Here is a 23,644-nt window from a genome sequence, read left to right as displayed (position 1 = left end):
TCTCGTGCGCAACGTGACGACACAGGGTCCACTGCGCATCGTGGTGTTGATTTCCGGCAGCGGTACCAACCTGCAGGCGATGATCGATCAGATTCACCGGGGAGACACCCCGGCCCGGATCGTCGCGGTGATCAGCAACAAGGCCGAAGCCTACGGTCTCAAACGGGCCGAGCAGGCCGGGATCCCCGCCGAGGTGCTCAGCCACCGCGGGTACGCCTCACGCGAGGATTACGACCGGGCGCTGCAACAGCTGATCGACGGCTATCAACCGGATCTGCTGGTACTGGCCGGGTTTATGCGAATTCTGACCGACGCTTTCACGCGCCATTATCAGGGCCGGATGATCAATATTCACCCCTCCCTGCTGCCCCGTCACAAGGGATTGAATACCCACCAGCGCGTCCTGGAGGCCGGCGATCCCGAACACGGCTGCAGCGTGCACTATGTCACCGCGGAACTCGATGGCGGCCCGGTCATTTTACAGGCCAGCGTCCCGGTGGAAGCCAGTGACACCCCCGAAAGTCTGGCGCAAAAAGTCCATGAGCAGGAACACCGTATCTATCCCCGGGTGATCGACTGGATCGCCCGTGGCCGCGTACGCCTCGAAGACGATACCGTCCTGTTCGACAACCAGCCCCTTACCGAACAGCAGCGCCGGTATCGAGCGCAAAATTAACGCTCGTAAAGAACAGCTTCTACCTCCCCGGCCCCTGGAGAAGATAAAATGAACCTGTTGCAACAGCGCTGTCTAAATTTAACGATGCTCTCGCAAAACCGCCGGGCTTGCCGAAGAATCATTTTCTCTTCATGTCTTTGCGTCCGGGTGAGAGATTAAAAACCAACCTTCTTTAGTGGTGAACCTTTGAACTCCATACTTCGCGCCCTGCTCATCAGCCTGCTGGTCAGTTTGCCCCTGACGGCAAATGCGGAACTGCCGGCGCTGGATTTTGAATACAGTGTCAGCAAGAATGATTTCCGTCTGGGCAGTACCCAGCGTCAGTTAAAGCAGACCGGGGATAATGACTATACCGTGCAGGCGCTGACCAAAGCGGAAGGCGTTGCCGCCCTGTTTGTCTCCGATACCGTGCGCGAGACCAGTCGTTTTCAACTTATCGAAGGCCGAATCCAGCCGTTGCACTATCGCTACCACAAAGATGGTAAAGATCCGGAAACTTTTGAAGTCGACTATGATCGCGAGGCACAGTTGCTGCGCCACAGCCGGCTCGATGAAACGCCGCCGTTACAGGAAAATGATCAGGATCTGATCACGTTTCAGCTCGCCATGATGCGTGATCTGCAGCAAAGCGTCCGCAAACTGGAATACCGGATTGCCGATAAAAAACGGATTGAGAACTACAGCCTGATCCCGCGAGGCGAAAAGGTTTTCGACACCGAGATGGGCAAACTGCACACGGTGGTCATGGAGTATTACGACCAGAAGCGAAACCGCACCTACACCTTCTGGTGCGCCAAAGAACTGGATTACCTGCCCTATCAGTCCCGCCGGATCGATGACGACGGCGATACGATCACGTTAAAGCTGAGCCGTTACAACGGCAAATCCCTCTAGCCCCCCTTACGGGCAGGGACGAGGTACGAGTGACGAGGAACGAGTAGCCTCTTTTACCAGACCGTTGCGATTCAACGCGGAGTTCGCAGAGGCGCGGAGACGCAGAGGAAGATGTAAATTATTTTTCTCTGCGCCTTTGCACCCAAACAATGGGTATAAACGTCTCCGCACCCTCCGCGTTATTTCCCGGCGAGTTTGAATAATAGTAGTCTGGCAGGTCACGCTGGCAACAGCTTGCGTGACTTTGCGGGCAGACCTCTTTATACCAGACCGTTACAACGCAAAGGCGCGGAGTTTCAGAGTTATGATAGAAAAATTATCTTTCTCTGCGGCTCCGCGACTCTGCGTCCTCTGCGTTACTTCCCAGTGAATATGAATAATGGAATGTTGGTAAATGTCACCGGTTACCTGCAATGACGAGAGGGCGCCGACGTTCTCAACTAACCGCGGCCGGATCGTTTAGACACCCGCGCACGAACTCACGCCAGCAACCGAGCCGATCCACCAGTGCCATGATCCGGTGATCGGAGACGCTGTGTGACTCGACGACCGTCGGCGAGACGTCGCCGCGGTCCAGCAGGGCCCGTAGTCGACGGGGCTCCAGCTCGACCAGAACCTGGCCGCTGGCGACGGCGCGAACTTGCAGGCTCGGGGTCACATCCCCGAGCCGGGATTCCAGTTGCAGATGCATGGGACCTCCAAAAATGATAATAATTCTCATTCGCAATACTACCAGAACAGCCTGGTATTGCAACAGGAATCATTCTCATTTAGGAAACCGTCCCGCACCACCCGCATCAGCGATGCGGGTTGCTCCCGGCAGGGTCAAGTGACAGGCGGAATCAGGCCCGCGGCAGGGTCACGCCCTGCTGGCCCTGGTATTTGCCGCCGCGATCCTTGTAGGAGGTTTCGCAGACCTCATCGGATTCCAGGAACAGCATTTGCGCCACACCTTCATTGGCATAGATCTTCGCCGGCAGCGGGGTGGTATTGGAAAACTCCAGGGTGACATGCCCTTCCCAGTCCGGCTCCAGCGGGGTGACATTGACGATGATCCCGCAGCGGGCATAGGTCGACTTGCCCAGGCAGATAGTCAGCACGCTGCGCGGGATGCGAAAAAATTCCACCGTGCGCGCCAGCGCGAAGGAGTTGGGGGGGATGATGCAGACATCGCCCTTGAAATCGACAAAGCTCTGATGGTCGAAATCCTTGGGATCGACAATGGCGGAATTGATATTGGTGAAAATCTTGAACTCGTCAGAACAGCGCACGTCATAGCCGTAACTGGAGGTCCCGTAGGAGACGATCTTCCGGCCATCGACCTCCCGCACCTGCCCCGGCTCGAACGGCTCGATCATCCCTTCCTGCTCGGCCATGCGCCGGATCCACTTGTCCGCCTTGATGCTCATACTGCCCCACTCCTCAAAAACGAGGGGCTATTCTAATCCAAAAAGGGACGCGTCACGAGGGACGAGTGAACCGGGACGGAGCCTTTTTCGGGCGCGCTGCACTTATAACGCGGAGGACGCGGAGACGTTTATGCCCGTTGTTTGGGTGCAGAGGCGCGGAGAAAATTATTTGTGAAGCCTCAGACAGTCTTGCTCTGCGACTCCGCGCCCCCGCGTTTTTTTCCAGAACATCTGAAAAATAGGACCACCGGAAATGAAACGGGGCACCGAAGTGCCCCGTTTCAGGAACTGACGAGAAAGGCAAAGCCGGGTTGGCTTTGCCTCGTCCCTCGTAACTCGTCCCTCGGCCCTGGATGGTGATTCAGTTGTTTTGAATCACGATCTTCGGGAAGCTCGCGCTGTGATCCTTGGCCTTGAGGGCCAGCTTGGCTGCCACGTGACGGGCGATGTCGCGATAGATTTCAGTGATGCGGCTGTCCGGATCGGCCACCACGGACGGCTTGCCGGCGTCGGTGGAGCTGCGGATGGACATATCCAGCGGCAGGGAGCCCAGCAGGTCGACCTTGTTCTCATCGGCTATGCGCTGACCGCCGCCTTCACCGAAGACATGCTCTTCGTGACCGCAGTTGGAGCAGATGTGAATGCTCATGTTCTCGATGATCCCCAGTACCGGGACTTCGACCTTCTCGAACATTTTCAGCCCCTTGCGGGCGTCGAGCAGCGCGATGTCCTGCGGGGTGGTGACGATAAGCGCGCCGGTGACCGGCACCTTCTGCGCCAGGGTCAGCTGGGTGTCGCCGGTGCCCGGCGGCAGGTCGATGATCAGATAATCGACCTCGTTCCACTGGGTGTCGTTGAGCAACTGTTCCAGTGCCTGGGTAACCATCGGGCCACGCCAGATCATCGGGGTCTCTTCGTCGATCAGATAACCGATGGACATGGACTGGACATTATGGCTTTTCATCGGCTGCATGGTCTTGCCGTCGCTGGACTCGGGCTGGCCGGTGACACCCAGCATGCGCGGCATGCTGGGACCGTAAATGTCCGCGTCCAGAATACCGACAGTGGCGCCTTCGGCCGACAGGGCCAGGGCCAGGTTGACCGCCGTGGTGGATTTGCCCACGCCGCCCTTGCCGGAGGCCACGGCGATGATGTTCTTGACGCCCTTGATGGGTTCGACGCCTTTTTGCACGCTGTGGGAGACGATCTTCCAGCTGATGTTGAATTCGGCGCTGCCGACGCCGTCAACCGCTTCGACCTTTTCCTTGAGCTGGGCGGCCAGCTTGTCCTTGTAACCGGCAGCCGGATAACCGAGCTCGATGTCGACGCTCACCTTGTCGCCGTCAATCCGGATGTCCTTGACCGCTTTGGCACTGACCAGATCCTTTTCCATATTCGGATCGGTGATCTGTTTCAGCGCTTCTTCAATCTGTGTCTGGGAGACGTCTGCCATCTCGTATCTCCTGATAGTTTATGTGGCTAAATAACCGAGTAAAATAGACAACTAATCCCGGGGTCGCGTATGTTACACAAATTCCTCGACGAGTGCGAATTTCACCGCAAAACCCGCTGGAAAACAACGGAAATAATTTGCAACTGGCCGCAAACGCCCATTCCTGCTAGGGTATGCGGCTTTTGAGCCTCACGATTTCGGTGCTTTGAAACCATGTCCACACCGCGTCATATCCTCGTCACCAGCGCCCTGCCGTACGCCAACGGCTCGATACACCTTGGTCATCTGGTGGAGTATATCCAGACCGATATCTGGGTTCGCTTTCAGAAAATGCAAGGTCACCAGTGCACCTATGTCTGCGCCGACGATGCCCACGGTACGCCGATCATGCTGCGCGCCCAGAGCGAGGGCATCGAGCCTGAAACGCTGATCGCCCGGACCCACGAGGAGCACACCGCCGATTTTGCCGCCTTCGGCATCGGTTTCGACAACTACCACACCACCCATTCGGACGAGAACCGCGAGCTGGCCACGCGGATCTACACGCGCCTGCGCGAGGCCGGTCATATTCACACCCGGATCATCAAGCAGGCCTTCGATCCCGAAAAGCAGATGTTCCTGCCGGACCGCTTCATCAAGGGCGAATGTCCCCGCTGCGGCGCCGCGGACCAGTACGGCGACAGCTGCGAGGCGTGCGGGGCCACCTACACGCCAACCGAGCTGAAAAACCCGGTTTCCGCCCTCTCCGGCGCCACGCCCATAGAAAAGGAATCGGAACATTACTTTTTCGCGCTGGGTGAGTTCGAGGCGATGTTGCGCGACTGGACCCGGGGCGACCACGTCCAGCCGGTGATCGCCAACAAGCTGCACGAATGGTTCGACGCCGGGCTGAGGGAGTGGGACATCTCCCGCGATGAACCCTACTTCGGCTTCGAGATCCCCGATGCCCCCGGCAAATACTTCTATGTCTGGCTGGACGCCCCGATCGGGTATATGGCCAGTTTCAGGCAACTCTGTGATCGGCGCGCCGATCTGGATTTTGACAGCTACTGGGACAAGGACAGTGACTACGAGGTGTATCACTTCATCGGCAAGGATATCGCCTATTTCCATACCCTGTTCTGGCCGGCCATGTTGCACGGCGCCGGCTTTCGCACCCCCAGCGCGGTGTACTGCCACGGCTTTTTGACCGTCAACGGCCAGAAGATGTCCAAGTCGCGCGGCACCTTTATCCAGGCGCGAACCTATTTAAAACACCTCAATCCCGAATACCTGCGCTATTACTTCGCCGCCAAGCTGGGCAGCGGCATCGAGGACATCGATCTCAGCCTGGAAGATTTCCAGCAGCGGGTGAACTCGGATCTGGTTGGCAAGGTGGTCAATATCGCCAGCCGTTGCGCCGGCTTCATTCACAAGCGCTTCGAAGGCCGGCTCGCCGACAGCTGCAGCGAGCCCGAACTGTATCAGCAGTTTGTCGAGGCGCGTGAATCGATCGCGGCGTTGTATGAAAACCGTGAATTCGCGCAGGCCATGCGTGAGATCATGGCCCTGGCCGATCAGGCCAACCAGTACATCGATATGGAAAAACCGTGGGTCATCGCCAAACAGGAAGGCAGCGATCAGGCCCTGCAGGCCATCTGCAGCGTCGGGATCAATCTGTTTCGGGTGCTGGTCACTTATTTAAAACCGGTATTGCCCAAACTGGCCGCCGGCGCCGAAACGTTCCTTAACATCGACGCCCTGCAGTGGGACGACGTGCGCGAACCGCTGATCGGCCACGGGATCAACAAGTTCAAACCACTGATGACCCGCATCGAAAAGGCCCACATCGACGCCATGATCGACGAATCGAAACAGGATCTGCAGCAAACCGCGCCCGCCACACCCCAACCGGCCGCCGATATCGAGCCGATCGCCGGGCAGATTGAATTCGACGACTTTGCCAAAATCGATCTGCGCATCGCCCGCATCCTCAAAGCCGAACCCGTGGAAGGCGCCGACAAGCTGCTGCAACTGACCCTGGATATCGGCGACGGCACCCGCAACGTCTTCGCCGGTATCAAGTCCGCCTATCAACCGGAGGATCTCGAGGGCAAGCTGACCGTGATGGTCGCCAACCTCAAACCGCGCAAAATGCGCTTCGGCGTCTCCGAAGGCATGGTGCTGGCCGCCGGGCCCGGCGGCCAGGATCTCTGGATCCTCGAGCCGCACGCGGGGGCGCAGCCGGGAATGCGAGTAAAATAAATAACAGGGCCGAGGGACGAGTTACGAGGGACGAGGAAAACCTCTGTTTCTCATCAAGGCACGCACATAACCTGCAGGGACTTTGATCGACCTCAAACCGGGTGGAAGCACGCTATGCTTAAATTTATCATCCTGATGGAGTACGCTAATTACCTCGTCACTCGTCCCTCGGCCCTCGTCACTGTGATGTAATGATGGAATACGCCCTCATACTTGTCAGCACGGTCCTGGTGAACAACTTCGTTCTGGTGAAGTTTCTGGGGCTGTGTCCGTTCATGGGGGTCTCGCGCAAGCTGGAGACGGCGACCGGCATGGCGCTGGCCACCACCTTTGTGCTGACGCTCTCCTCCATCTCCAGTTATCTGGTCAACGAGTATCTGCTGACGCCTTTCGGGCTGGAGTATCTGAGAACGATTTCCTTTATTCTGGTCATCGCGGTGGTGGTGCAGTTCACCGAGATGCTGGTGCACAAGACCAGTCCGCTGCTCTATCAGGTACTGGGGATCTTCTTGCCGCTGATCACTACCAACTGTGCCGTGCTGGGCGTGGCGCTGCTCAATGTGCAAACCGAACACGGCTTTATCGAATCGGCCCTGTACGGCTTCGGCGCGGCACTGGGCTTTTCGCTGGTGTTGATCCTGTTTGCCGCCATGCGCGAACGTCTGGCCGTGGCCGATGTGCCCGAGATCTTCCGCGGCCCCTCCATTGCGCTGATCACCGCGGGACTGATGTCGATGGCCTTCATGGGCTTTGCCGGACTGGTCAGAGGCTGAGCGACCATCATGCTGGAAGCCATCATCGTCCTCGCCATCCTTGCTGTAGTCTTCGGTCTGTTACTGGGCTTTGCCGCGGTGCGTTTGAAGGTCGAGGGCGATCCGGTGGTGGATCAGATCGACAATATCCTGCCGCAAACCCAGTGCGGCCAGTGTACCTATCCCGGTTGTCGACCGTATGCCGAAGCGATCGCCAAAGGGGAAGCCGATATCAATCAATGCCCGCCCGGTGGCGAAGTGGTGATTCAACAACTGGCCGATCTGCTGGGCGTCGATCCCAAACCGCTGAACGAGGAACACGGTGAACACGGCGAGAAGACCGTGGTGGTGATCGACGAAAACGAATGCATCGGCTGCACGCTCTGCATCCAGGCCTGCCCGGTGGACGCCATCCTCGGGGCGCCCAAACAGATGCATACCGTGATCGAATCCGAATGCACCGGCTGTGACCTGTGCATCGAGCCCTGCCCGGTGGACTGCATTCATATTGTCCCCGTCCCGGAGACGCCGCAGACCTGGAAGTGGCCCGCGCCGCCCCAGCCGCTGGAAAAGCCGCCCCGTGAAGCCGGGGGCTCAACGTGAAGCGTCGGCTGTGGCATTTTCACGGCGGCTTGCGCCTGCCCGGTCACAAGACCGAATCGATGCAGGAGCCGATCCAGGCGGCGAACCTGCCCAGGCGCCTGACTATTCCCCTGCAACAGCATATCGGCGAGCCCGCCGAGCCGGTCGTGGAGATCGGGCAACGGGTGTTGAAGGGTCAGTTGCTGGCTCGCGCCAGTGAATACATCAGCGTGCCGGTGCACGCCTCCACCTCCGGCACCGTGGTCGCGATCGAGGATCGCCCCATTCCCCATCCGTCGGGTCTGCAGGCACCCTGTGTCGTTATCGACAGCGACGGCCGGGACGAAGAGATCGAGCATACTCCGGTCAACAACTATACCGAACTGGAGCCCAGCGCCCTGCGCAATGTGATCCGCGAAGCCGGCATCGTCGGTCTGGGTGGCGCCGGCTTCCCGGCCTTTATCAAACTCAATCCCGGGCCCGGCAATGCCGTTGATACCCTGATCCTCAACGGCGCCGAATGCGAACCCTATATCACCTGCGATGCCATGCTGATGCAAACGCAACCGCGCCGGATCATCGAGGGGCTGTTGATCATGCGACATGCCCTGCAGGCGCGACACTGTATCATCGCGCTGGAAAACAACCAGCCCGACGCCTGGCAAAGCCTGAACAATGCGCTGGAAGACGACGAAAAAACCTTTATCGAACTGGTGAAGGTGCCGACGATCTATCCCACCGGTGGCGAGAAACAGCTGATCAAGGTGCTCACCGGCAAGGAAGTGCCCAGTCACGGCCTGCCGCTGGACATCCAGATGGTCTGTCACAATGTCGGCACCGCCGCCGCCATTGCCGATACGATTCATGAAGGCAAACCGCTGATCTCCCGCTACGTCACCGTCACCGGGGATACCGTCGGCCAGCCCTGTAACCTGGAGGTACGGATCGGCACCCCCTTCGAGGCAGTCCTGGAACAGTGCGGCTGGCGTGATGATCGGAACGACGAGATACTCATGGGCGGACCGCTGATGGGCTTTACCGTGGATAACCCCGCCGTGCCGGTGATCAAGACCACCAACTGCATTCTCTCCTGGCCGACGACAAGCGAGCAGCAGACGCCGATGCCCTGTATTCGCTGCGGTGAATGCGCGCGGGTCTGTCCGGCGCAACTGTTGCCCCAGCAGCTTTACTGGTATGCCCGGGCGAAAAACTTTGATCGGGTTCAGGATTTTAATCTGTTCGACTGCATCGAATGCGGCTGTTGCGCCTATGTCTGCCCCAGCCATATCCCGCTGGTGCAGTATTACCGTTTCGCCAAGACCGAAATCTGGGCCCAGGAGCGGGACAAGAAAAAAGCCGACCAGGCCCGCGAGCGGCATGAATTCCGCCAGCAACGTATCGAACGTAAAAAACAGGAAGACGAAGAACGCAAGCGGCGCAAGAAAGAGATGCTGAAAAAGAGCCAGGGCGATGAAACGGACGGTGAGGAGAGTAAAAAAGCCGCCATTGATGCCGCCATGGCCCGCGCCAGGGCGCGTCGCGGGGAAAAGACGCCACAATCCGGGGGCAAGAAAGAGACATGAACCTGTCGTTACACAGTTCACCGCATATGCGGACCAGTAACCGGGTTAACCGGATCATGCTGCTGGTCATCGGCGCCCTGATCCCCGGGATACTGGCCGCCATTCATTTCTTCGGCTGGGGCGTGCTGATCAACATCACCCTGGCGGTCTTCACCGCCGTGGCAACCGAGGCACTGATGTTGCGCCTGCGCAAGCGGCCGATCACCCCGTTTCTGCTCGACGGCAGCGCGGTGGTCACAGGCATTCTGCTCGGGGTGGCCATCCCCTCCCTCGCACCCTGGTGGATCCCGGTTCTGGGCGCCGCTTTTGCGCTGATTATGGCCAAGCATCTGTACGGCGGACTGGGTTACAACCCCTTCAACCCGGCCATGGTCGGCTATGCCATGTTACTGATCGCCTTCCCGCGCGAGATGACCCTGTGGTTGACGCCCGCGGTACACGATCTGACCTTTGTGGATAATCTGCGTTACACCTTTCTGGAACAACTGCCCCCCAACTGGACACTGGACGGCCTGACGGCCGCCACGCCCCTGGATGCGGTGAAAACCCAGCTGGCGCAGAACCTGACCTTGACCGAAATTCACCAGGGCAGCACGGAACTGTTTGGTGCGATATCAGCGCACGGCTGGGAATGGATCAATCTGTTGTTCATGCTCGGCGGGCTGATACTGATCTATCTGCGCGTGATCAGCTGGCATATCCCCCTGGCCATGCTGGCGACCCTGTTTCTGGTCTCGGGGCTGTTTCATCTGAACGATCCGGACACTTTCACCTCGCCCCTGTTTCACCTGTTCAGTGGCGCCACCATGCTCGGCGCGTTCTTTATCGCCACCGATCCGGTCACCGCCGCGGCAACCAACCGGGGACGAATTATTTTCGGCATCGGCATCGGCCTGCTGCTGTATATCATCCGCACCTGGGGCGGCTATCCCGATGCCGTCGCCTTTGCCGTGCTACTGATGAACATGGCGGTCCCCACCATTGATTATTACACCAGGCCGCGCGTGTTTGGTGAGAGTCGGGACTGAATCCATGCAACTGCTCAAACACATGTCAATCAGCGCCGTATTACTGGGCGGCTTTGCCATTATCGGCAGTGGTCTGGTGGCCTGGATCCATCAACAGACCGCGCCCACCATCGAAGCCAATGAACAGGCCGCCTTGCTCAGCAATCTGCACAGCCTGATACCGCCAGGCACGCATGACAATGATATAACCGAGGACACCATCCAGGTGCGCGACGAGACGCTGCTGGGCACTCCCGAGCCGGTCACGGTCTACCGGGCCCGCCAGGACGGCGAGCCGGTTACCGCCATTCTCAATGTCATCGCCCCGGATGGCTACAGCGGTCGCATCAACCTGCTGGTGGCCATTCGGTACGACGGCGAACTGGCCGGCGTGCGCGTGATCAAGCACAGCGAGACCCCGGGACTGGGGGATGCCATCGACGCCGAGCGTTCCGACTGGATCCACAGCTTTGCCGGTAAATCGCTCGATAACCCCGAGCCGGACGGCTGGCGGGTCAAAAAAGACGGCGGGGAATTCGATCAGTTTACCGGCGCGACCGTGACGCCCCGCGCGGTTGTCAAAGCGGTGCGTAACGCGCTTAAATATTACGCGGAACATCGCGAGCAACTGTTTCGCCCAACCGACAACACAGGCGACGAATCCGCATGACAAACAACCCTTACGGCACCCTGATCCGCGACGGCCTCTGGACCAACAATGTGGCCTTTGTCCAGTTGCTGGGCCTGTGCCCCTTGCTGGCGGTCACCAACACCACCATCAACGGACTGGGTCTCGGCCTGGCGACCATTCTCACCCTGGTCGCTTCCAATACCACGGTATCCCTGATTCGCCGCTGGGTGCGCCCGGAGATCCGGGTGCCGGTGTTCGTGCTGATCATCGCCTCGGTAGTGACCATGATCGAGCTGAGCATGAATGCCTGGTTTCATGAGCTGTACAAGATCCTGGGGATCTTCATTCCGCTGATCGTCACCAACTGTTCCATTCTGGCCCGCGCCGAAAGCTTCGCCTCCAAAAACCCGGTGCCGCAGGCCTTCGCCGATGGACTGTTCATGGGCCTCGGCTTTACCGCCGTGCTGGTGGTCCTCGGCGCCATGCGTGAAATACTCGGCTTCGGCACCCTGCTGCGCCAGGCCGAACTGATGTTCGGCCAGGGCGCCGACTGGATGACCCTGGTCCTGTTCGAAGACTACCGCGGCTACCTGCTGGCCATCCTGCCCCCCGGCGCCTTCATCGGGCTTGGATTACTCATTGCCGTCAAAAACCTGATCGACAAGCGCCGCGCCGAACACAGCAAGGCTCCCATCGGCACCGAACAACCCGTCGGTGCGGCTACCTGAGATAAAAACCCCAACGCAGAGGCGCAAAGGCGCAGAGTTACGCAGAGGAAAATCATTTATGGTTGCTGTCGCATATGCTTCATATACCCAGCAATAGGCATGCATATTCACCCGGATTATGCTTCCCTACCCGAAGCGATCGACTATCCAAAAATTTTTAAATCTCTGCGCCTCTGCGTTAAGATCTTTTATCTAAATCAAGAAGAACAACAATGAACCCCCAAAAGCGACGTGAGATTTTCAAGCGGCTTAAGAAAGAAAATCCGCACCCCACCACCGAACTGAACTACCGCAGCCCGTTTGAGTTGCTGGTGGCGGTGATTCTCTCGGCGCAGGCCACGGACAAGGGGGTCAACAAGGCCACCCGGGAATTGTTCAAGGTCGCCCGAAGCCCGAAGAAGATTCTGGCGCTCGGGGAATCCGGCCTGAAGGAATACATCAAGACCATCGGCCTGTTCAACAGCAAGGCCAAAAACATCATCAAGACCTGCCAGATTCTGGTCGAACAGCACGGCGGCAAGGTGCCCGAAGATCGTGAGGCGCTGGAGGCGCTGCCCGGCGTGGGGCGCAAGACCGCCAATGTCATCCTCAATACCGCCTTCGGCCACCCCACTATCGCCGTCGATACCCATATTTTCCGGGTATCGAACCGCACCGGTCTGGCGCCGGGCAAGACCGTGGTGGAGGTGGAGAAGAAACTGCTCAAGGTGGTGCCCGGGGAGTACAAAAAGGACGCCCACCACTGGCTGATACTGCTGGGTCGCTATACCTGCGTGGCGCGCAAGCCGCGCTGCGGGGCCTGTGTCATCGAGGATCTCTGCGAGTATAAAGACAAGACTTCCGACTAATCCTCTTGCCTGCTATCCGGCGAGTGAGTGCCCCCCGGGTAACTCACTGCAGTATTAGTAACTACTAATTTAACCGCCTCCTCGCGCCGGACCCGGGCAGGAACCATTACGCCCGGCCAGGGTCACATTTCAGGAATCGCGTGGTTTTTTTATATCATTTCTGTTGTAAGGTTGACCCCGATTCCACGACTAATAACCAAACAAATAACACATGGAGAATACAGATTATGTCCACTAAAAAATCATCCAGAACCCTGACACTCGCGCTGGGCACCGCCTTTGCCGCCGGCATGGCCGCCAGCAACGTCGCCACTGCCGCCGAAGCCGGCAATAATCCCTTCGCCATGAGCGAGCTGTCCAGCGGATACATGCAACTGGCCGACAACCACATGGGTGACAAGGGCCGCGAAGGTCGTTGTGGCGAAGGCCGCGGTGACGAGAAACAGAGCCAGGAAGGCAAGTGTGGTGAAGGTAAATGCGGTGGCGATAAAGAAATGAAAAAGAACATGGAAGGTAAATGTGGCGGCGACAAGGCCAAACAGGAAGGCAAGTGTGGTGAAGGTAAATGCGGCAGTAACAAATAAGCTGCCAGAGGAACTGACATGAACACGACAGACTATCCTGTTCATGGCGCCGGACTGGGTCTGCGGCGCTCCATCATGGAGCCGCTTGCAGACCCGTTCCCTTCTCAGGTGCAATTCATGGAGGTGGCGCCGGAGAACTGGATTGGCGTCGGGGGCCGCTATGGCCGCAAGTTGCGCGAATTTACCGAGCGCTATCCCTTTGTCACCCACGGCCTGTCATTATCGCTAGGCAGTCCCGCACCGCTGGACGAGGCATTTTTACAGCGTCTCAAGCGATTTCTCAACCAACACAATATCCGAATCTACAGCGAACACCTGAGTTACTGCAGTGACGACGGGCACCTGTACGATTTGATGCCCATACCGTTCACCGAAGAGGCGGTCCATTACGTGGCCGAACGCATTCGTCGTGTCCAGGATATACTGGAACAGCCCATTGCCGTGGAAAATGTCTCCTATTACGCCGCGCCGGGCAAACAGATGGACGAGATCGAGTTCATCAATGCCGTACTCGAGGAGGCTGACTGCAGGCTGTTGCTGGATGTGAACAATATTTATGTCAACAGCGTCAATCATCGCTACGATCCCGTGGAGTTTCTGCACGCCCTGCCGGGCGAACGCATCAGTTATATCCATGTCGCCGGCCATTACAACGAAGCCGAGGATCTGATCATCGACACCCACGGCGCCCCGGTGATCGATCCGGTCTGGGAGCTGCTCGATCAGACTTACCGGCATTTCGGTGTGCTCCCCACCCTGCTGGAGCGAGACTTCAACCTGCCGCCGGTCAATGAACTACTGGCCGAAGTGGACATGATTCATACGCTCCAGCAACGCCAGGAACAAGCGCATGACTACCATGCCGAATCAGTCTGACAAGCCCGATTTCCGCCAGCAGCAGTACCGGTTTGCGGCCCATCTGCGCGATCCGCAGACCCATCCGTCACCGGAGGGCATCGAGGATCGGCGCATGGCCATCTACCGGGAGCTGTTTTATAACAATGTCCAGAGTTTCATGGCTGACAGTTTCCCCGTATTGCGCCGGATTCTGAACGATGAACAGTGGCACCGGCTGATTCGCCACTATTTCGCCCGGCACCGGGCAAAAACCCCGCTGTTTCCCGAAATGCCGCGCGAATTCCTCAAATACCTCGAACAGGAACACGAACCGGCCGCGGATGACCCGCCGTTTTTATTCGAGCTGGCCCATTATGAATGGGTCGAACTGGCACTGAGCCTCGCCGACCAGGAACCGGACTGGAGCCGGATCGACCCGCAGGGCGATCTGCTGGCGGCCCAACCGGTGCTTTCGCCGCTGGCCTGGCCGCTCAGCTACCATTATCCGGTTCACCGGATTGGCCCCGGATTCCAGCCCGGGCAGCCGGGCGAGCAACCCACCTGTCTGCTGGTTTACCGGGACGACCGGGACGAGATTACCTTCATGGAACTGAACCCGGTCACCACCCGTCTGCTGGCCCTGATCGAGGAGGACAACGGGCAAAGCGGCGAGGCGCTGCTGCGCCAGATTGCCGGGGAGCTGAACCACCCCGATCCCGACATGGTCATCGAAGGCGGTCAACAAATTCTGAACGATTTGCAGCGGCGCGGTGTCATACCGGGTACCCGACCAATCAACACCCGCGTGTCGATCTAGTCGGCCCCCTTTCCAGATCTCCTCCTGTGGTCTGTTTGCCGGTCGTTGTTTGGGCCGGCTTTTCTTTTTGCGCCCGTGTGACGCGCGTTGAATCACACTTTTCCCGCGCTAACATGCTGATAATGGTGATATAATTTTCCGCCATAACCGTCCGGGAAAGCCCCTGTGCTGTACCTGTGCAGGCCTGTTGTATTACACTGCACCGGCACCGCTGCGGGCCAGCCCGGAGACACTCAGGGATACCGGGACCGGCCAAACCCAATCCGGATACCGCTTCACTCACATGCCAGCCCTGCTGACAGCTGAACGACATTTAACATGAAAATTTCCGCCTCGATTTATTCCAACAAGCACAAGGCACTGAAGGACATCGTCGCCGAGCTGGATGCGCACGGCACGGATTTTTTTCATATCGACTGCAATGATGACCCTGCAGTATTCGATGATATCGCGCAGATCCGCCAGCTCAGCAGCACCCCGATCGATTTGCACATCATCACCCCGACACCGGACAGGTATTACGATCTGATCGCCGCGCACGAGGTGGATGCGGTCTGTTTCCAGTATGAGCCGTTGCAGGAAGCCCTGGCGATTCCCGGCTCGATTCATGCCCGCACCGGTCTGGCCATCAGCTCGAATACCGATATCGACGTGTTCGCGCCCTATGCCGAACAACTCGACTTCGTGCTGATCATGGCCACCACCCCGGGACAGAGCGGCGGCACCTTCGACAAGCACAACTTTCGCAAGATTCGCCAGTTCCGCCAGAAATACCCGCGCACCCGCATTCACGTCGACGGTGGAGTGAATCACGAGGTCTCCTTTATCCTGCGTAACATGGGAGTCTATGCCGCGGTGTCCGGCTCCTATCTGATGAACAGCGATTCCATCGGCGCGGCCATGCTCAACCTGAAAACCCATGACATCGGCTCGCATTACCTGGTCGGCGATTTCATGCGCCAGCTGGACGAGACCCCGTTACTGAAACCGCACGAACTCAGTGTCCGCAACATCCTGCAGTCCATCGAAGACAACAAGCTGGGGTTCACCCTGCTGGTCGACGAGAACGGCGTATTGCTCGGCATGATCACCAACGCCGATGTCCGCAAGGGGCTGCTCAAACACATCGACAATCTCAATGCACTGGAAATCCCCGACATGGTCAACCCTTCTCCGGCGATGGCCCGGGAGGATTTCACGGTACAGGAACTGCTGGCCTATATTCAGGAACAGACGTTCCCGGTCAATTATTTACCCGTTGTTAACAACAAGCATGAAGTGACCGGCTCGGTCACCTTCATGAATCTCGTTAAAGGTGAAGTATGATAATCCATTTCGACAAAGACACCGATCAGAAGACGCTCGAACAAATCAGCCGCGAGCTGGATGCCTTTCATATCAAAAAGCCGGACTATCATGTGATGGTCACTCCCTCGGCCCTGCAGGAAGTGCCCGGTCAATACCAGAGCATGGTGGTGGAAAGTTTCGTCTTTCCCAACGACATGCAGCTGTCCAGCGCCGACTACCTGCCGGAGAAACGCCGTATCGACATCGGCAACATCAGCATCGGCGGCAACACCCGCAACACCATGATCATCGGCGGCCCCTGCTCGGTGGAATCCGAAGAGCAGATCACCGCCTCGGCCAGACTGATGAAGGAACTGGACATCTCCACCCTGCGCGCAGGCTGTTACAAGCCGCGCACCTCGCCCTACAGTTTCCAGGGCCTGGGCGACGAGGGGCTGCGGCTGCTGGACAAGATGCGCAGCGAATACGGCCTCAACATCATTACCGAGGTGCGGGACTCCACCCATGTGGACGAAGTGATCGAAACCACCGACATTGTGCAGATCGGCGCCAAGGCCATGTACGACCAGGGGATCCTGCGTACCTGCGGCCGCAGCAACAAACCGATCCTGATCAAACGCGGCTTCGGCAGCACCCTGCAGGAGTTTGTCCAGGCGGCCGAGTTCGTACTCTCCGCCGGCAACGACAACGTCATCCTGTGCGAGCGCGGTATCCGCACCTTCGAGACCAAGACCCGCTTTACCCTGGATCTGTGCGGTGTCGCCTATCTGAAGGAGTACACCAACCTGCCGATCATCGTCGATCCCAGTCACGCCATGGGTTATCGCTACGGCGTGCCGGATCTGGCCCGGGCCGCCACCGCCATGGGGGTCGACGGCCTGCTGATCGAGGTCCATCCCGATCCCTCCGTGGCCAAGTCCGACGCCTCGCAACAGCTGGATCACGATGCCTTCCGTGAACTGATCGGTACCCTGCGGCCCATCGCCCAGGCTATCGGCTACAACATTGTCTGAATCTGTGGCGATTCGTTCGGACATCAAGCTGCTGGCCCTGGATATCGACGGGGTGATGACCGACGGCGGTATGTATTACACCGAGAGTGGCGAGGAGATCAAACGCTTCGATACCAAGGACGGACGCGGCATTATTCATCTGCAACGCGAGGGCGTTCAGGTCGCAGTATTGAGCTCCGGCTTTAAAAGCACCCTGATCGCCGAGCGCTGCAAGACGCTGGGCATTGAAAAATACTATGTCGGGACCGAACCGAAGCTGGCGATCCTCAAACAATTCTGCGCGGAACTGGCTATCGATCTCGAACAGGTTGCCTATATCGGCGATGACATCAACGACCGCGAGATTATCCATGCGGTGGGGTTCAGCGCCTGTCCTGCCGACGCCGTCGGCTCGATAAAGCCGATTGTCGATGTCGTACTGGAGAAAAACGGTGGCTACGGTTGTATTCGTGAGTTTATCGACGAGCATCTGGGCTATCATTTTTGAACGATAAAAATACCCGTATGTCCCTGCCCTTTACCACGCCTCCGGCCAGTCTGTGTATTTTACGCCTCTCCGCCATCGGCGATATCTGCCACACCCTGCCGGTGGTGCGCACCCTTCAGCAGGCCTGGCCGCAAACCCGACTGACCTGGATCATCGGCAAGACCGAATACGCCCTGCTGCAGGGTATCCCCGATATTGAATTTATCGTTTTTGACAAGTCTCGCGGCTTCGCCGCCTACCGCGATGTGCACCGCCAGCTTCACGGCCGCCGCTTCGATGCGCTGCTGCACATGCAGGTTGCCCTGCGTGCCAGTCTGTTGAGCCGCCTGGTCAACGCTCCGATCAGGCTGGGATTCGATCGCGCCCGGGCCCGGGATCTGCAATGGCTTTTTACCAATCACCGGATCGAGGCCAGACCGCATCAGCATGTCATGGACGGGCTGTTCGGTTTCAGCCAGGCCCTGGGGATCGAGGAAAAGCTGCTGCGCTGGGATATCCCGATCCCGGCAGCGGATCGACAAACAGCCGAACAGCTGGCCGATCCCGCACGACCCTATCTGGTCATCAGTCCCGGCGCCAGCAGCGCCTATCGCAACTGGCATGTTGCAGGCTATGCGCAACTGGCCGAGTATGCCGCGACAGAACACGGTTTGCGGGTCTATCTCACCGGCGGCAACAGTGCCACCGAGCAGCAGCTGGCCTCGGCCATCGAAGAGAAGGCCCCCAACGCCAATATCACCAACCTGATCGGCAAAACCTCGTTAAAACAGTTGCTGGCGATTCTGGAAAAGGCTGTTGTCCTCGTTTCACCCGATTCGGGTCCGGCCCACCTGGCCACGACTGTCGACACCCCGGTGATTGGTCTGTATGCCTGCGCCAACCCCGACCGGACCGGCCCCTATTTGAGCCGGCAATGGACCATCAACCACTATCCCGACGCCGTGCAGGAGAAATTCCACAAACCAGTGTCGGCATTACCCTGGGGCATCCGGGTGCGCGATCCCGGCACCATGGACCGAATCACGGTCGAAGAAGTAGAATCGACACTGGACCGCCTGCTTCATTCACACCAGAGCACTGTTTCAGATAAAGATCACAACGCATGAGCTTTCATATTGTCATACCCGCCCGCTACGCTTCCGGCCGCCTGCCGGGCAAACCCCTGCGCGAGATCGCCGGTAAACCGATGATCGCCCATGTCATCGACAACGCCCTGCAAAGTGATGCCGAACGCATCATTGTCGCCACCGATGATCCGCGCATCATGGAAGCATGCACCGACTTTGCGGTGGAATGTTGTATGACCTCGGAGCAGCACAATTCCGGTACCGAACGCGTTCATGAAGTGATCGAAAAATTTGCTCTCCCGGACGGGACGATCATCGTCAACATGCAGGGCGATGAGCCGCTGATGCCGGGGGCCTGTCTCAACCAGGTCGGCCATGCCCTGGCACGGGACAGCGAGGCGGAGATGGCCACCCTCAGCACACCGGCCGAGAGTGTTGAAGAGCTGTTTGACTGGAATGTAATCAAGCTGGTGTGCGACCACCAGGATAACGCACTCTATTTCAGTCGGGCACCGATCCCCTGGGATCGCGAAGCGTTTCAGTCACCGGCACCGACGCTGGATGATTTCAGTGACTTCCAGCGGCATATTGGTCTGTACGCCTATCGCGCAGGCTTCATCAAACAGTATATCGAGTGGGGCAGTTGCGCCCTGGAGCGCATCGAGTCACTGGAGCAGTTACGGGTGTTGTATCATGGCCGGAAGATCAAGGTCGTCAGGGCCGCGCAGGTCCCCGGGCCCGGGGTCAACACCGAGGAAGAGCTGAAGCGGGTGGAGAAAATTCTTCTGGCACAACAATAGAGCCAACTTACAATCTCAGAAGCTACTTCTCAACCACCTCGGGATAACCAATATGGTATCCCTGTACATAATCAATACCCAACTCCAGCATTTTCTCATAGATCATTTCATCCTCCACGAACTCCGCCACCGTCGCGATCCCCATGGCATGGCCAATGTCGACAATCGCCTTGACCATTGATTCGTTGATCTTGTTGGTGACGCTGTTACGCACCAGGCTGCCGTCGATTTTCAGATAATCTACATGCAGATTCTGCAGATAGGCAAACGAACTTACCCCACTACCGAAGTCGTCCAGTGCAAAATGGCAACCGACATCTGTCATTATTGACATAAACTTCTGCGCATTGGCCAGATTAGTGATCATTGCCGTTTCAGTGATTTCAAAAATCAGCCCCTTCGGATCAATTTGATATTCTTCCAGCTTGTTGATCACATAAGCAACCATATCTGTATCACCCAGCGCCTCACCGGAAAGGTTGATCGATATCTCATTGCTGTCGATATGACCGGACTGAATCAGACTGAATGCCTCGTTGATGACCCATTTATCAATGCTTTTTATAAGATTGAAACGTTCCGCAGCCGGTATAAATGCGCCCGGGGCGTAAAGCTTGCCGTCTTCTCCTCTCATACTGACCAACAGCTCGTAGCGGTCGCGCTTTCCCGCCCGGATCGGTCGTATCAGTTGTTTGCGCAGACAAAACCGACCTTGACTCAATGCCTGCTGCAGGCGATGCGCCCATTCGATATTCTTGATATGGCGGTCCAGCTCATAGTCATCCTGATGGTACACATGAACCCGATCCCGTCCGGTATCCTTGGCAACATAGCAGGCCGTATCAGCAGCCTGCATAACATCCTTGACGCCGCCACTGTGTCGATTAATCGGCACCAGGCCGATACTGGCGCCGACAGTAAAGGTGTGACTCTCCCAGGAAAAGCGGTATTCGGCGATGACTTTGCGAACTGCTTCAGCGATCTCTCTGGCTTTCTCGACCCCGCAGCCCGGCAACAGTAAACCGAATTCATCGCCGCCCAGGCGGGCCAGCGTATCGGTATCCCGTATCTTTTCCTGTAACAACCGGCCCAGTTGGCGCAAGAGTTCATCGCCGGCACTGTGACCACATTTGTCGTTCACTATCTTGAACTGATCAAGATCGATATAACACAAGCCGTGCGTCTGATTTTCGCGCACACTCTGTTCGAGCAGCTGGTTGATTTTGCGATCAAATTCGCCGCGATTGACCAGACCGGTCAACCCGTCATGAGTCGCGAAATATTCCATCTCGTCGGCCATATCCCGGATATCGGTAATATCCCAGGAATAGATCTGTACAACATCATTTTCCCTGACGTAGGAAAACTGCTGTTCATAGACCATACCGTCCACCTCGATACTGCGTAACACCGGTCGATCACTGTTTACCACCCTGTCGACCATGGCCTGCAAGTCAGACAGTGCCGGATGTGCGGTCCCCTGCATTTCAAGTTCGCCAAAAGTAACCTTTGCTGCCGGGTTGGTGTAGGTGATCTCGCCTTGCCGGGTAATCTCGATAATCGGCATCGGGCTGAGTTCGGGAAAACTGGCCAGCCGCAGTAATTCCCGCTCCGCTTCCTTGTGCTCGCTGATGTCACGAATTACGGCGCACACGGAGACGGCCTGCTCGATGGTGATCGGGGTCAGGCTGACTTCCACGGGAATCACACGGCCGTCCTTGCGCAGACAACTCAGTTCACTATGCCCCATGGGCCGGGCCCGCGGTGCGCTGTTGAACATCTGACGAAAGTTCACATGGCGCTGGCGAAGCTGCTCCGGCAACAATACCTCCACTGACTCGCCGATCAACTCCGTATTTTTGTAGCCGAGCACACCGAAACACTGGGCATTGGCCTGTTCGATGATGCCCTCGCTGTTAACGATGATTTGCGGATCCGGCGAGGCTTCGAACAGGTTGCGAAAACGCCGCTGGGTATCAAGATATTTACTCTCCGCCTCGCGGATCAGGGTCAGATCCTGAATATGCTGCACAATGCCGGTCGGCTTACCTTCGGCATCGCGCACCACCCCGATACGCACCTGGATGGAACGTTCGGCATGGTTGCGCGGATCATCCGCTTCCAGGGTTACGACCGCATCGCGCCGCTCATAGCGCGCCCGACAGACCGGGCAGGGAACTTCCTCGCCCTCCGGATGGAAGAACAGGCTGATCGGCTTGCCAATGACTTCGTCAGGCCGATGTCCCAGACGTGCGAAGAAGGTTTTGTTCGCCTGGACCACCCTATCCTCCAGATCCAGCAGACAGATGGGCTCATCCAGAAAGTCGAGTGCGGTTTTCCAGCCGTGGGATAGGGTATCGATAATCGGAGCCTCGGGGACCAATGGCATAAATAAACATCTGTCTGCTCCCGTTCCCTGGCATTAGATGAAGAAATCCTCCCGGATTCCGCGGCTACAAGCATTTGTCGGCCTGCGACGCCGGAACTTTACTCAATCCGGGCACATCACCGCACTCCAACTCATAAGACGGGATGTGAGCCAGATTATTCCAATACTTTGATTTTATAAGGATTTACGCCTCCGGACAGGATGCCCGGAGGCGATTCGCCTGGACCCGCAGCCTCAACGGCGGCGCTTTGCAGCGATACGCAGACGCAGCGCGTTGAGCTTGATGAAACCTTCGGCATCCTTCTGATCGTAGGCGCCGGCGTCCTCCTCGAAGGTGGCAATTTTCTCGTCGAACAGCGAGTCGCTGTCGGACTGGCGTCCGGTGACGATGACATTGCCCTTGTAGAGTTTGAGCCGCACCAGCCCGTTCACATGCTCCTGCGAGGCGTCGATCATGGTCTGCAGCATCTCGCGCTCCGGTGACCACCAGTAGCCGTTGTAAATCAGCGAGGCGTATTTAGGCATCAGCTCGTCCTTGAGATGGGCCACTTCGCGATCCAGAGTCAGCGATTCAAGCGCGCGATGAGCCTTGAGCATTACCGTGCCGGCCGGCGTCTCGTAGCAGCCGCGGGATTTCATGCCCACGTAGCGGTTTTCGACCAGATCGTCGCGGCCGATGCCGTTGGCGCCGGCCACCTCGTTGAGAGTGCTCATGACCCGGGCCGGGCTCATGGTCTCGCCGTCGATGGCGACGATATCGCCGCGTTCATAGCGCAGCTCCAGCACGGTCGGCGTATCTGGCGCGGCTTCGGGCGCCACGCTCCAGCGCCACATGTCGTCCTCCGGCTCGGCCCAGGGATCTTCCAGAATGCCGCCCTCGTAGGAGATATGCAGCAGGTTGGCGTCCATTGAATAGGGCGACTTCTTGCCGGCCTTGGCGAAATCGACCGGGATGTCATGCTCTTTGGCATAGCTCATCAGCTTCTCGCGGGAGTTGAGGTCCCACTCGCGCCAGGGGGCGATCACCTTCACGTCCGGTTTGAGCGCATAGGCGCCCAGCTCGAAACGAACCTGGTCGTTGCCCTTGCCGGTGGCGCCGTGGGAGATGGCATCCGCCCCGGTCTCGTTGGCGATCTCCACCAGCCGTTTGGCGATCAGGGGCCGGGCGATGGAGGTGCCCAGCAGGTACTCCCCCTCATAAATGGTGTTGGCGCGAAACATCGGGAACACATAATCGCGGGCATACTCCTCGCGCAGATCCTCGATATAGATCTCCTTGACGCCCATGGCCTCGGCCTTGGCCCGGGCCGGCTCGACCTCTTCACCCTGGCCGATGTCGGCGGTGAAGGTCACCACCTCGCAGCCATAGCTCTGCTCCAGCCATTTGAGAATGATGGATGTATCCAGACCGCCGGAATAGGCCAGCACTACCTTCTTGATATCGCTCATGAAAATCGGCTCCGTCGCAAATGCGCCACATTCGGTGAAAATCGCCGCGCATTATAACGGAAAGTGGCCGGGTCGCGGCGCTGATC

23 protein-coding genes are annotated in these 23,644 nt (G+C 58.0%); 18 read left to right on the top strand and 5 right to left on the bottom strand.

Going from position 1 to position 23,644, the window contains the following annotated elements; genetic code table 11:
• The first annotated feature begins 13 nt into the window (after window positions 1–13).
• Entirely contained in the window at window positions 14–676 is a 663-nt protein-coding gene (gene purN, locus EDC23_RS07310) for a phosphoribosylglycinamide formyltransferase (RefSeq protein ID WP_208321317.1), read from the top strand.
• Between the two features lie 186 nt (window positions 677–862).
• On the top strand, window positions 863–1,570 hold the full coding sequence (locus EDC23_RS07305) for a DUF3108 domain-containing protein (protein WP_134082808.1): 708 nt from the start codon (window positions 863–865) through the stop codon (window positions 1,568–1,570).
• 436 nt (window positions 1,571–2,006) lie between these two features.
• On the opposite strand, the gene EDC23_RS07300 is transcribed toward EDC23_RS07305, so the two are convergent.
• The 3 genes from EDC23_RS07300 to apbC all read right to left on the bottom strand — a co-directional run bounded on the left by EDC23_RS07300 (window position 2,007) and on the right by apbC (window position 4,432).
• A complete protein-coding gene (locus EDC23_RS07300; protein ID WP_134082803.1) occupies window positions 2,007–2,261 on the bottom strand; it encodes a hypothetical protein in 255 nt (84 codons plus the stop codon).
• Between the two features lie 151 nt (window positions 2,262–2,412).
• Window positions 2,413–2,979: a dCTP deaminase gene (gene dcd, locus EDC23_RS07295; protein WP_134082800.1), complete on the bottom strand. Its 567-nt coding sequence runs from the start codon at window positions 2,977–2,979 to the stop codon at window positions 2,413–2,415.
• A gap of 361 nt (window positions 2,980–3,340) precedes the next feature.
• Window positions 3,341–4,432, bottom strand: a complete 1,092-nt coding sequence (apbC, locus tag EDC23_RS07290) for an iron-sulfur cluster carrier protein ApbC (protein WP_134082797.1) — start codon at window positions 4,430–4,432, stop codon at window positions 3,341–3,343.
• A 213-nt stretch (window positions 4,433–4,645) separates the two neighbouring features.
• On the opposite strand from apbC, the gene metG reads away from it, so the two are divergent.
• The 16 genes from metG to kdsB all read left to right on the top strand — a co-directional run bounded on the left by metG (window position 4,646) and on the right by kdsB (window position 19,720).
• Window positions 4,646–6,676, top strand: a complete 2,031-nt coding sequence (gene metG, locus EDC23_RS07285) for a methionine--tRNA ligase (RefSeq protein ID WP_134082794.1) — start codon at window positions 4,646–4,648, stop codon at window positions 6,674–6,676.
• 191 nt (window positions 6,677–6,867) lie between these two features.
• Window positions 6,868–7,449: an electron transport complex subunit RsxA gene (gene rsxA / locus EDC23_RS07280; RefSeq protein ID WP_208321316.1), complete on the top strand. Its 582-nt coding sequence runs from the start codon at window positions 6,868–6,870 to the stop codon at window positions 7,447–7,449.
• A gap of 9 nt (window positions 7,450–7,458) precedes the next feature.
• Window positions 7,459–8,031 (top strand): electron transport complex subunit RsxB, encoded by a 573-nt coding sequence (gene rsxB / locus EDC23_RS07275; RefSeq protein ID WP_134082791.1) that lies wholly within the window; start codon window positions 7,459–7,461, stop codon window positions 8,029–8,031.
• Entirely contained in the window at window positions 8,028–9,593 is a 1,566-nt protein-coding gene (gene rsxC, locus EDC23_RS07270; RefSeq protein ID WP_134082788.1) for an electron transport complex subunit RsxC, read from the top strand. The genes rsxB and rsxC overlap by 4 nt, the downstream gene beginning before the upstream one ends.
• On the top strand, window positions 9,590–10,621 hold the full coding sequence (rsxD, locus tag EDC23_RS07265) for an electron transport complex subunit RsxD (protein WP_134082785.1): 1,032 nt from the start codon (window positions 9,590–9,592) through the stop codon (window positions 10,619–10,621). Before rsxC ends, rsxD begins: the two co-directional genes overlap by 4 nt.
• A 4-nt stretch (window positions 10,622–10,625) precedes the next feature.
• Window positions 10,626–11,270 (top strand): electron transport complex subunit RsxG, encoded by a 645-nt coding sequence (gene rsxG / locus EDC23_RS07260; protein ID WP_243830739.1) that lies wholly within the window; start codon window positions 10,626–10,628, stop codon window positions 11,268–11,270.
• Entirely contained in the window at window positions 11,267–11,959 is a 693-nt protein-coding gene (locus EDC23_RS07255; RefSeq protein WP_134082782.1) for an electron transport complex subunit E, read from the top strand. Before rsxG ends, EDC23_RS07255 begins: the two co-directional genes overlap by 4 nt.
• Window positions 11,960–12,171: 212 nt before the next feature.
• Window positions 12,172–12,807 carry an endonuclease III gene (nth, locus tag EDC23_RS07250; protein ID WP_134082780.1) on the top strand — a complete coding sequence of 212 codons (636 nt, stop codon included), beginning with the start codon at window positions 12,172–12,174 and terminating at the stop codon, window positions 12,805–12,807.
• A gap of 227 nt (window positions 12,808–13,034) precedes the next feature.
• Window positions 13,035–13,391 carry an HvfA family oxazolone/thioamide-modified RiPP metallophore gene (locus EDC23_RS07245; RefSeq protein ID WP_134082777.1) on the top strand — a complete coding sequence of 119 codons (357 nt, stop codon included), beginning with the start codon at window positions 13,035–13,037 and terminating at the stop codon, window positions 13,389–13,391.
• Between the two features lie 18 nt (window positions 13,392–13,409).
• On the top strand, window positions 13,410–14,267 hold the full coding sequence (locus EDC23_RS07240; RefSeq protein ID WP_134082774.1) for an HvfB family MNIO-type RiPP peptide maturase: 858 nt from the start codon (window positions 13,410–13,412) through the stop codon (window positions 14,265–14,267).
• Window positions 14,242–15,045 carry an HvfC family RiPP maturation protein gene (locus tag EDC23_RS07235; RefSeq protein ID WP_243830738.1) on the top strand — a complete coding sequence of 268 codons (804 nt, stop codon included), beginning with the start codon at window positions 14,242–14,244 and terminating at the stop codon, window positions 15,043–15,045. Before EDC23_RS07240 ends, EDC23_RS07235 begins: the two co-directional genes overlap by 26 nt.
• A gap of 318 nt (window positions 15,046–15,363) precedes the next feature.
• On the top strand, window positions 15,364–16,371 hold the full coding sequence (locus EDC23_RS07230) for a CBS domain-containing protein (RefSeq protein WP_134082771.1): 1,008 nt from the start codon (window positions 15,364–15,366) through the stop codon (window positions 16,369–16,371).
• Window positions 16,368–17,366, top strand: coding sequence for a 3-deoxy-7-phosphoheptulonate synthase (gene aroF / locus EDC23_RS07225; RefSeq protein WP_134082768.1), 999 nt, complete (start codon window positions 16,368–16,370; stop codon window positions 17,364–17,366). Before EDC23_RS07230 ends, aroF begins: the two co-directional genes overlap by 4 nt.
• The gene (locus EDC23_RS07220; RefSeq protein WP_134082765.1) at window positions 17,359–17,853 is read left to right on the top strand and encodes a KdsC family phosphatase; all 495 of its coding nucleotides are present in this window, start codon (window positions 17,359–17,361) and stop codon (window positions 17,851–17,853) included. Before aroF ends, EDC23_RS07220 begins: the two co-directional genes overlap by 8 nt.
• Before the next feature lie 17 nt (window positions 17,854–17,870).
• Window positions 17,871–18,959 (top strand): glycosyltransferase family 9 protein, encoded by a 1,089-nt coding sequence (locus tag EDC23_RS07215; RefSeq protein ID WP_134083288.1) that lies wholly within the window; start codon window positions 17,871–17,873, stop codon window positions 18,957–18,959.
• Window positions 18,956–19,720: a 3-deoxy-manno-octulosonate cytidylyltransferase gene (kdsB, locus tag EDC23_RS07210; protein WP_134082762.1), complete on the top strand. Its 765-nt coding sequence runs from the start codon at window positions 18,956–18,958 to the stop codon at window positions 19,718–19,720. Before EDC23_RS07215 ends, kdsB begins: the two co-directional genes overlap by 4 nt.
• Before the next feature lie 22 nt (window positions 19,721–19,742).
• Here kdsB and EDC23_RS07205 read toward each other — a convergent pair whose 3' ends face one another.
• Together EDC23_RS07205 and EDC23_RS07200 are read right to left on the bottom strand one after the other, a co-directional pair.
• Entirely contained in the window at window positions 19,743–22,109 is a 2,367-nt protein-coding gene (locus EDC23_RS07205) for a bifunctional diguanylate cyclase/phosphodiesterase (protein ID WP_134082759.1), read from the bottom strand.
• Window positions 22,110–22,343: 234 nt separating this feature from the next.
• On the bottom strand, window positions 22,344–23,558 hold the full coding sequence (locus EDC23_RS07200; RefSeq protein ID WP_134082756.1) for an argininosuccinate synthase: 1,215 nt from the start codon (window positions 23,556–23,558) through the stop codon (window positions 22,344–22,346).
• Window positions 23,559–23,644 lie beyond the last annotated feature (86 nt).

Origin of the sequence: Thiohalophilus thiocyanatoxydans (assembly GCF_004366735.1) — a bacterium.
GTDB classification, from domain to species: Bacteria; Pseudomonadota; Gammaproteobacteria; order UBA6429; family Thiohalophilaceae; genus Thiohalophilus; species Thiohalophilus thiocyanatoxydans.
Note: the sequence above shows the minus strand (reverse complement) of the source record. Positions and strands in the feature narration are given on the sequence as shown.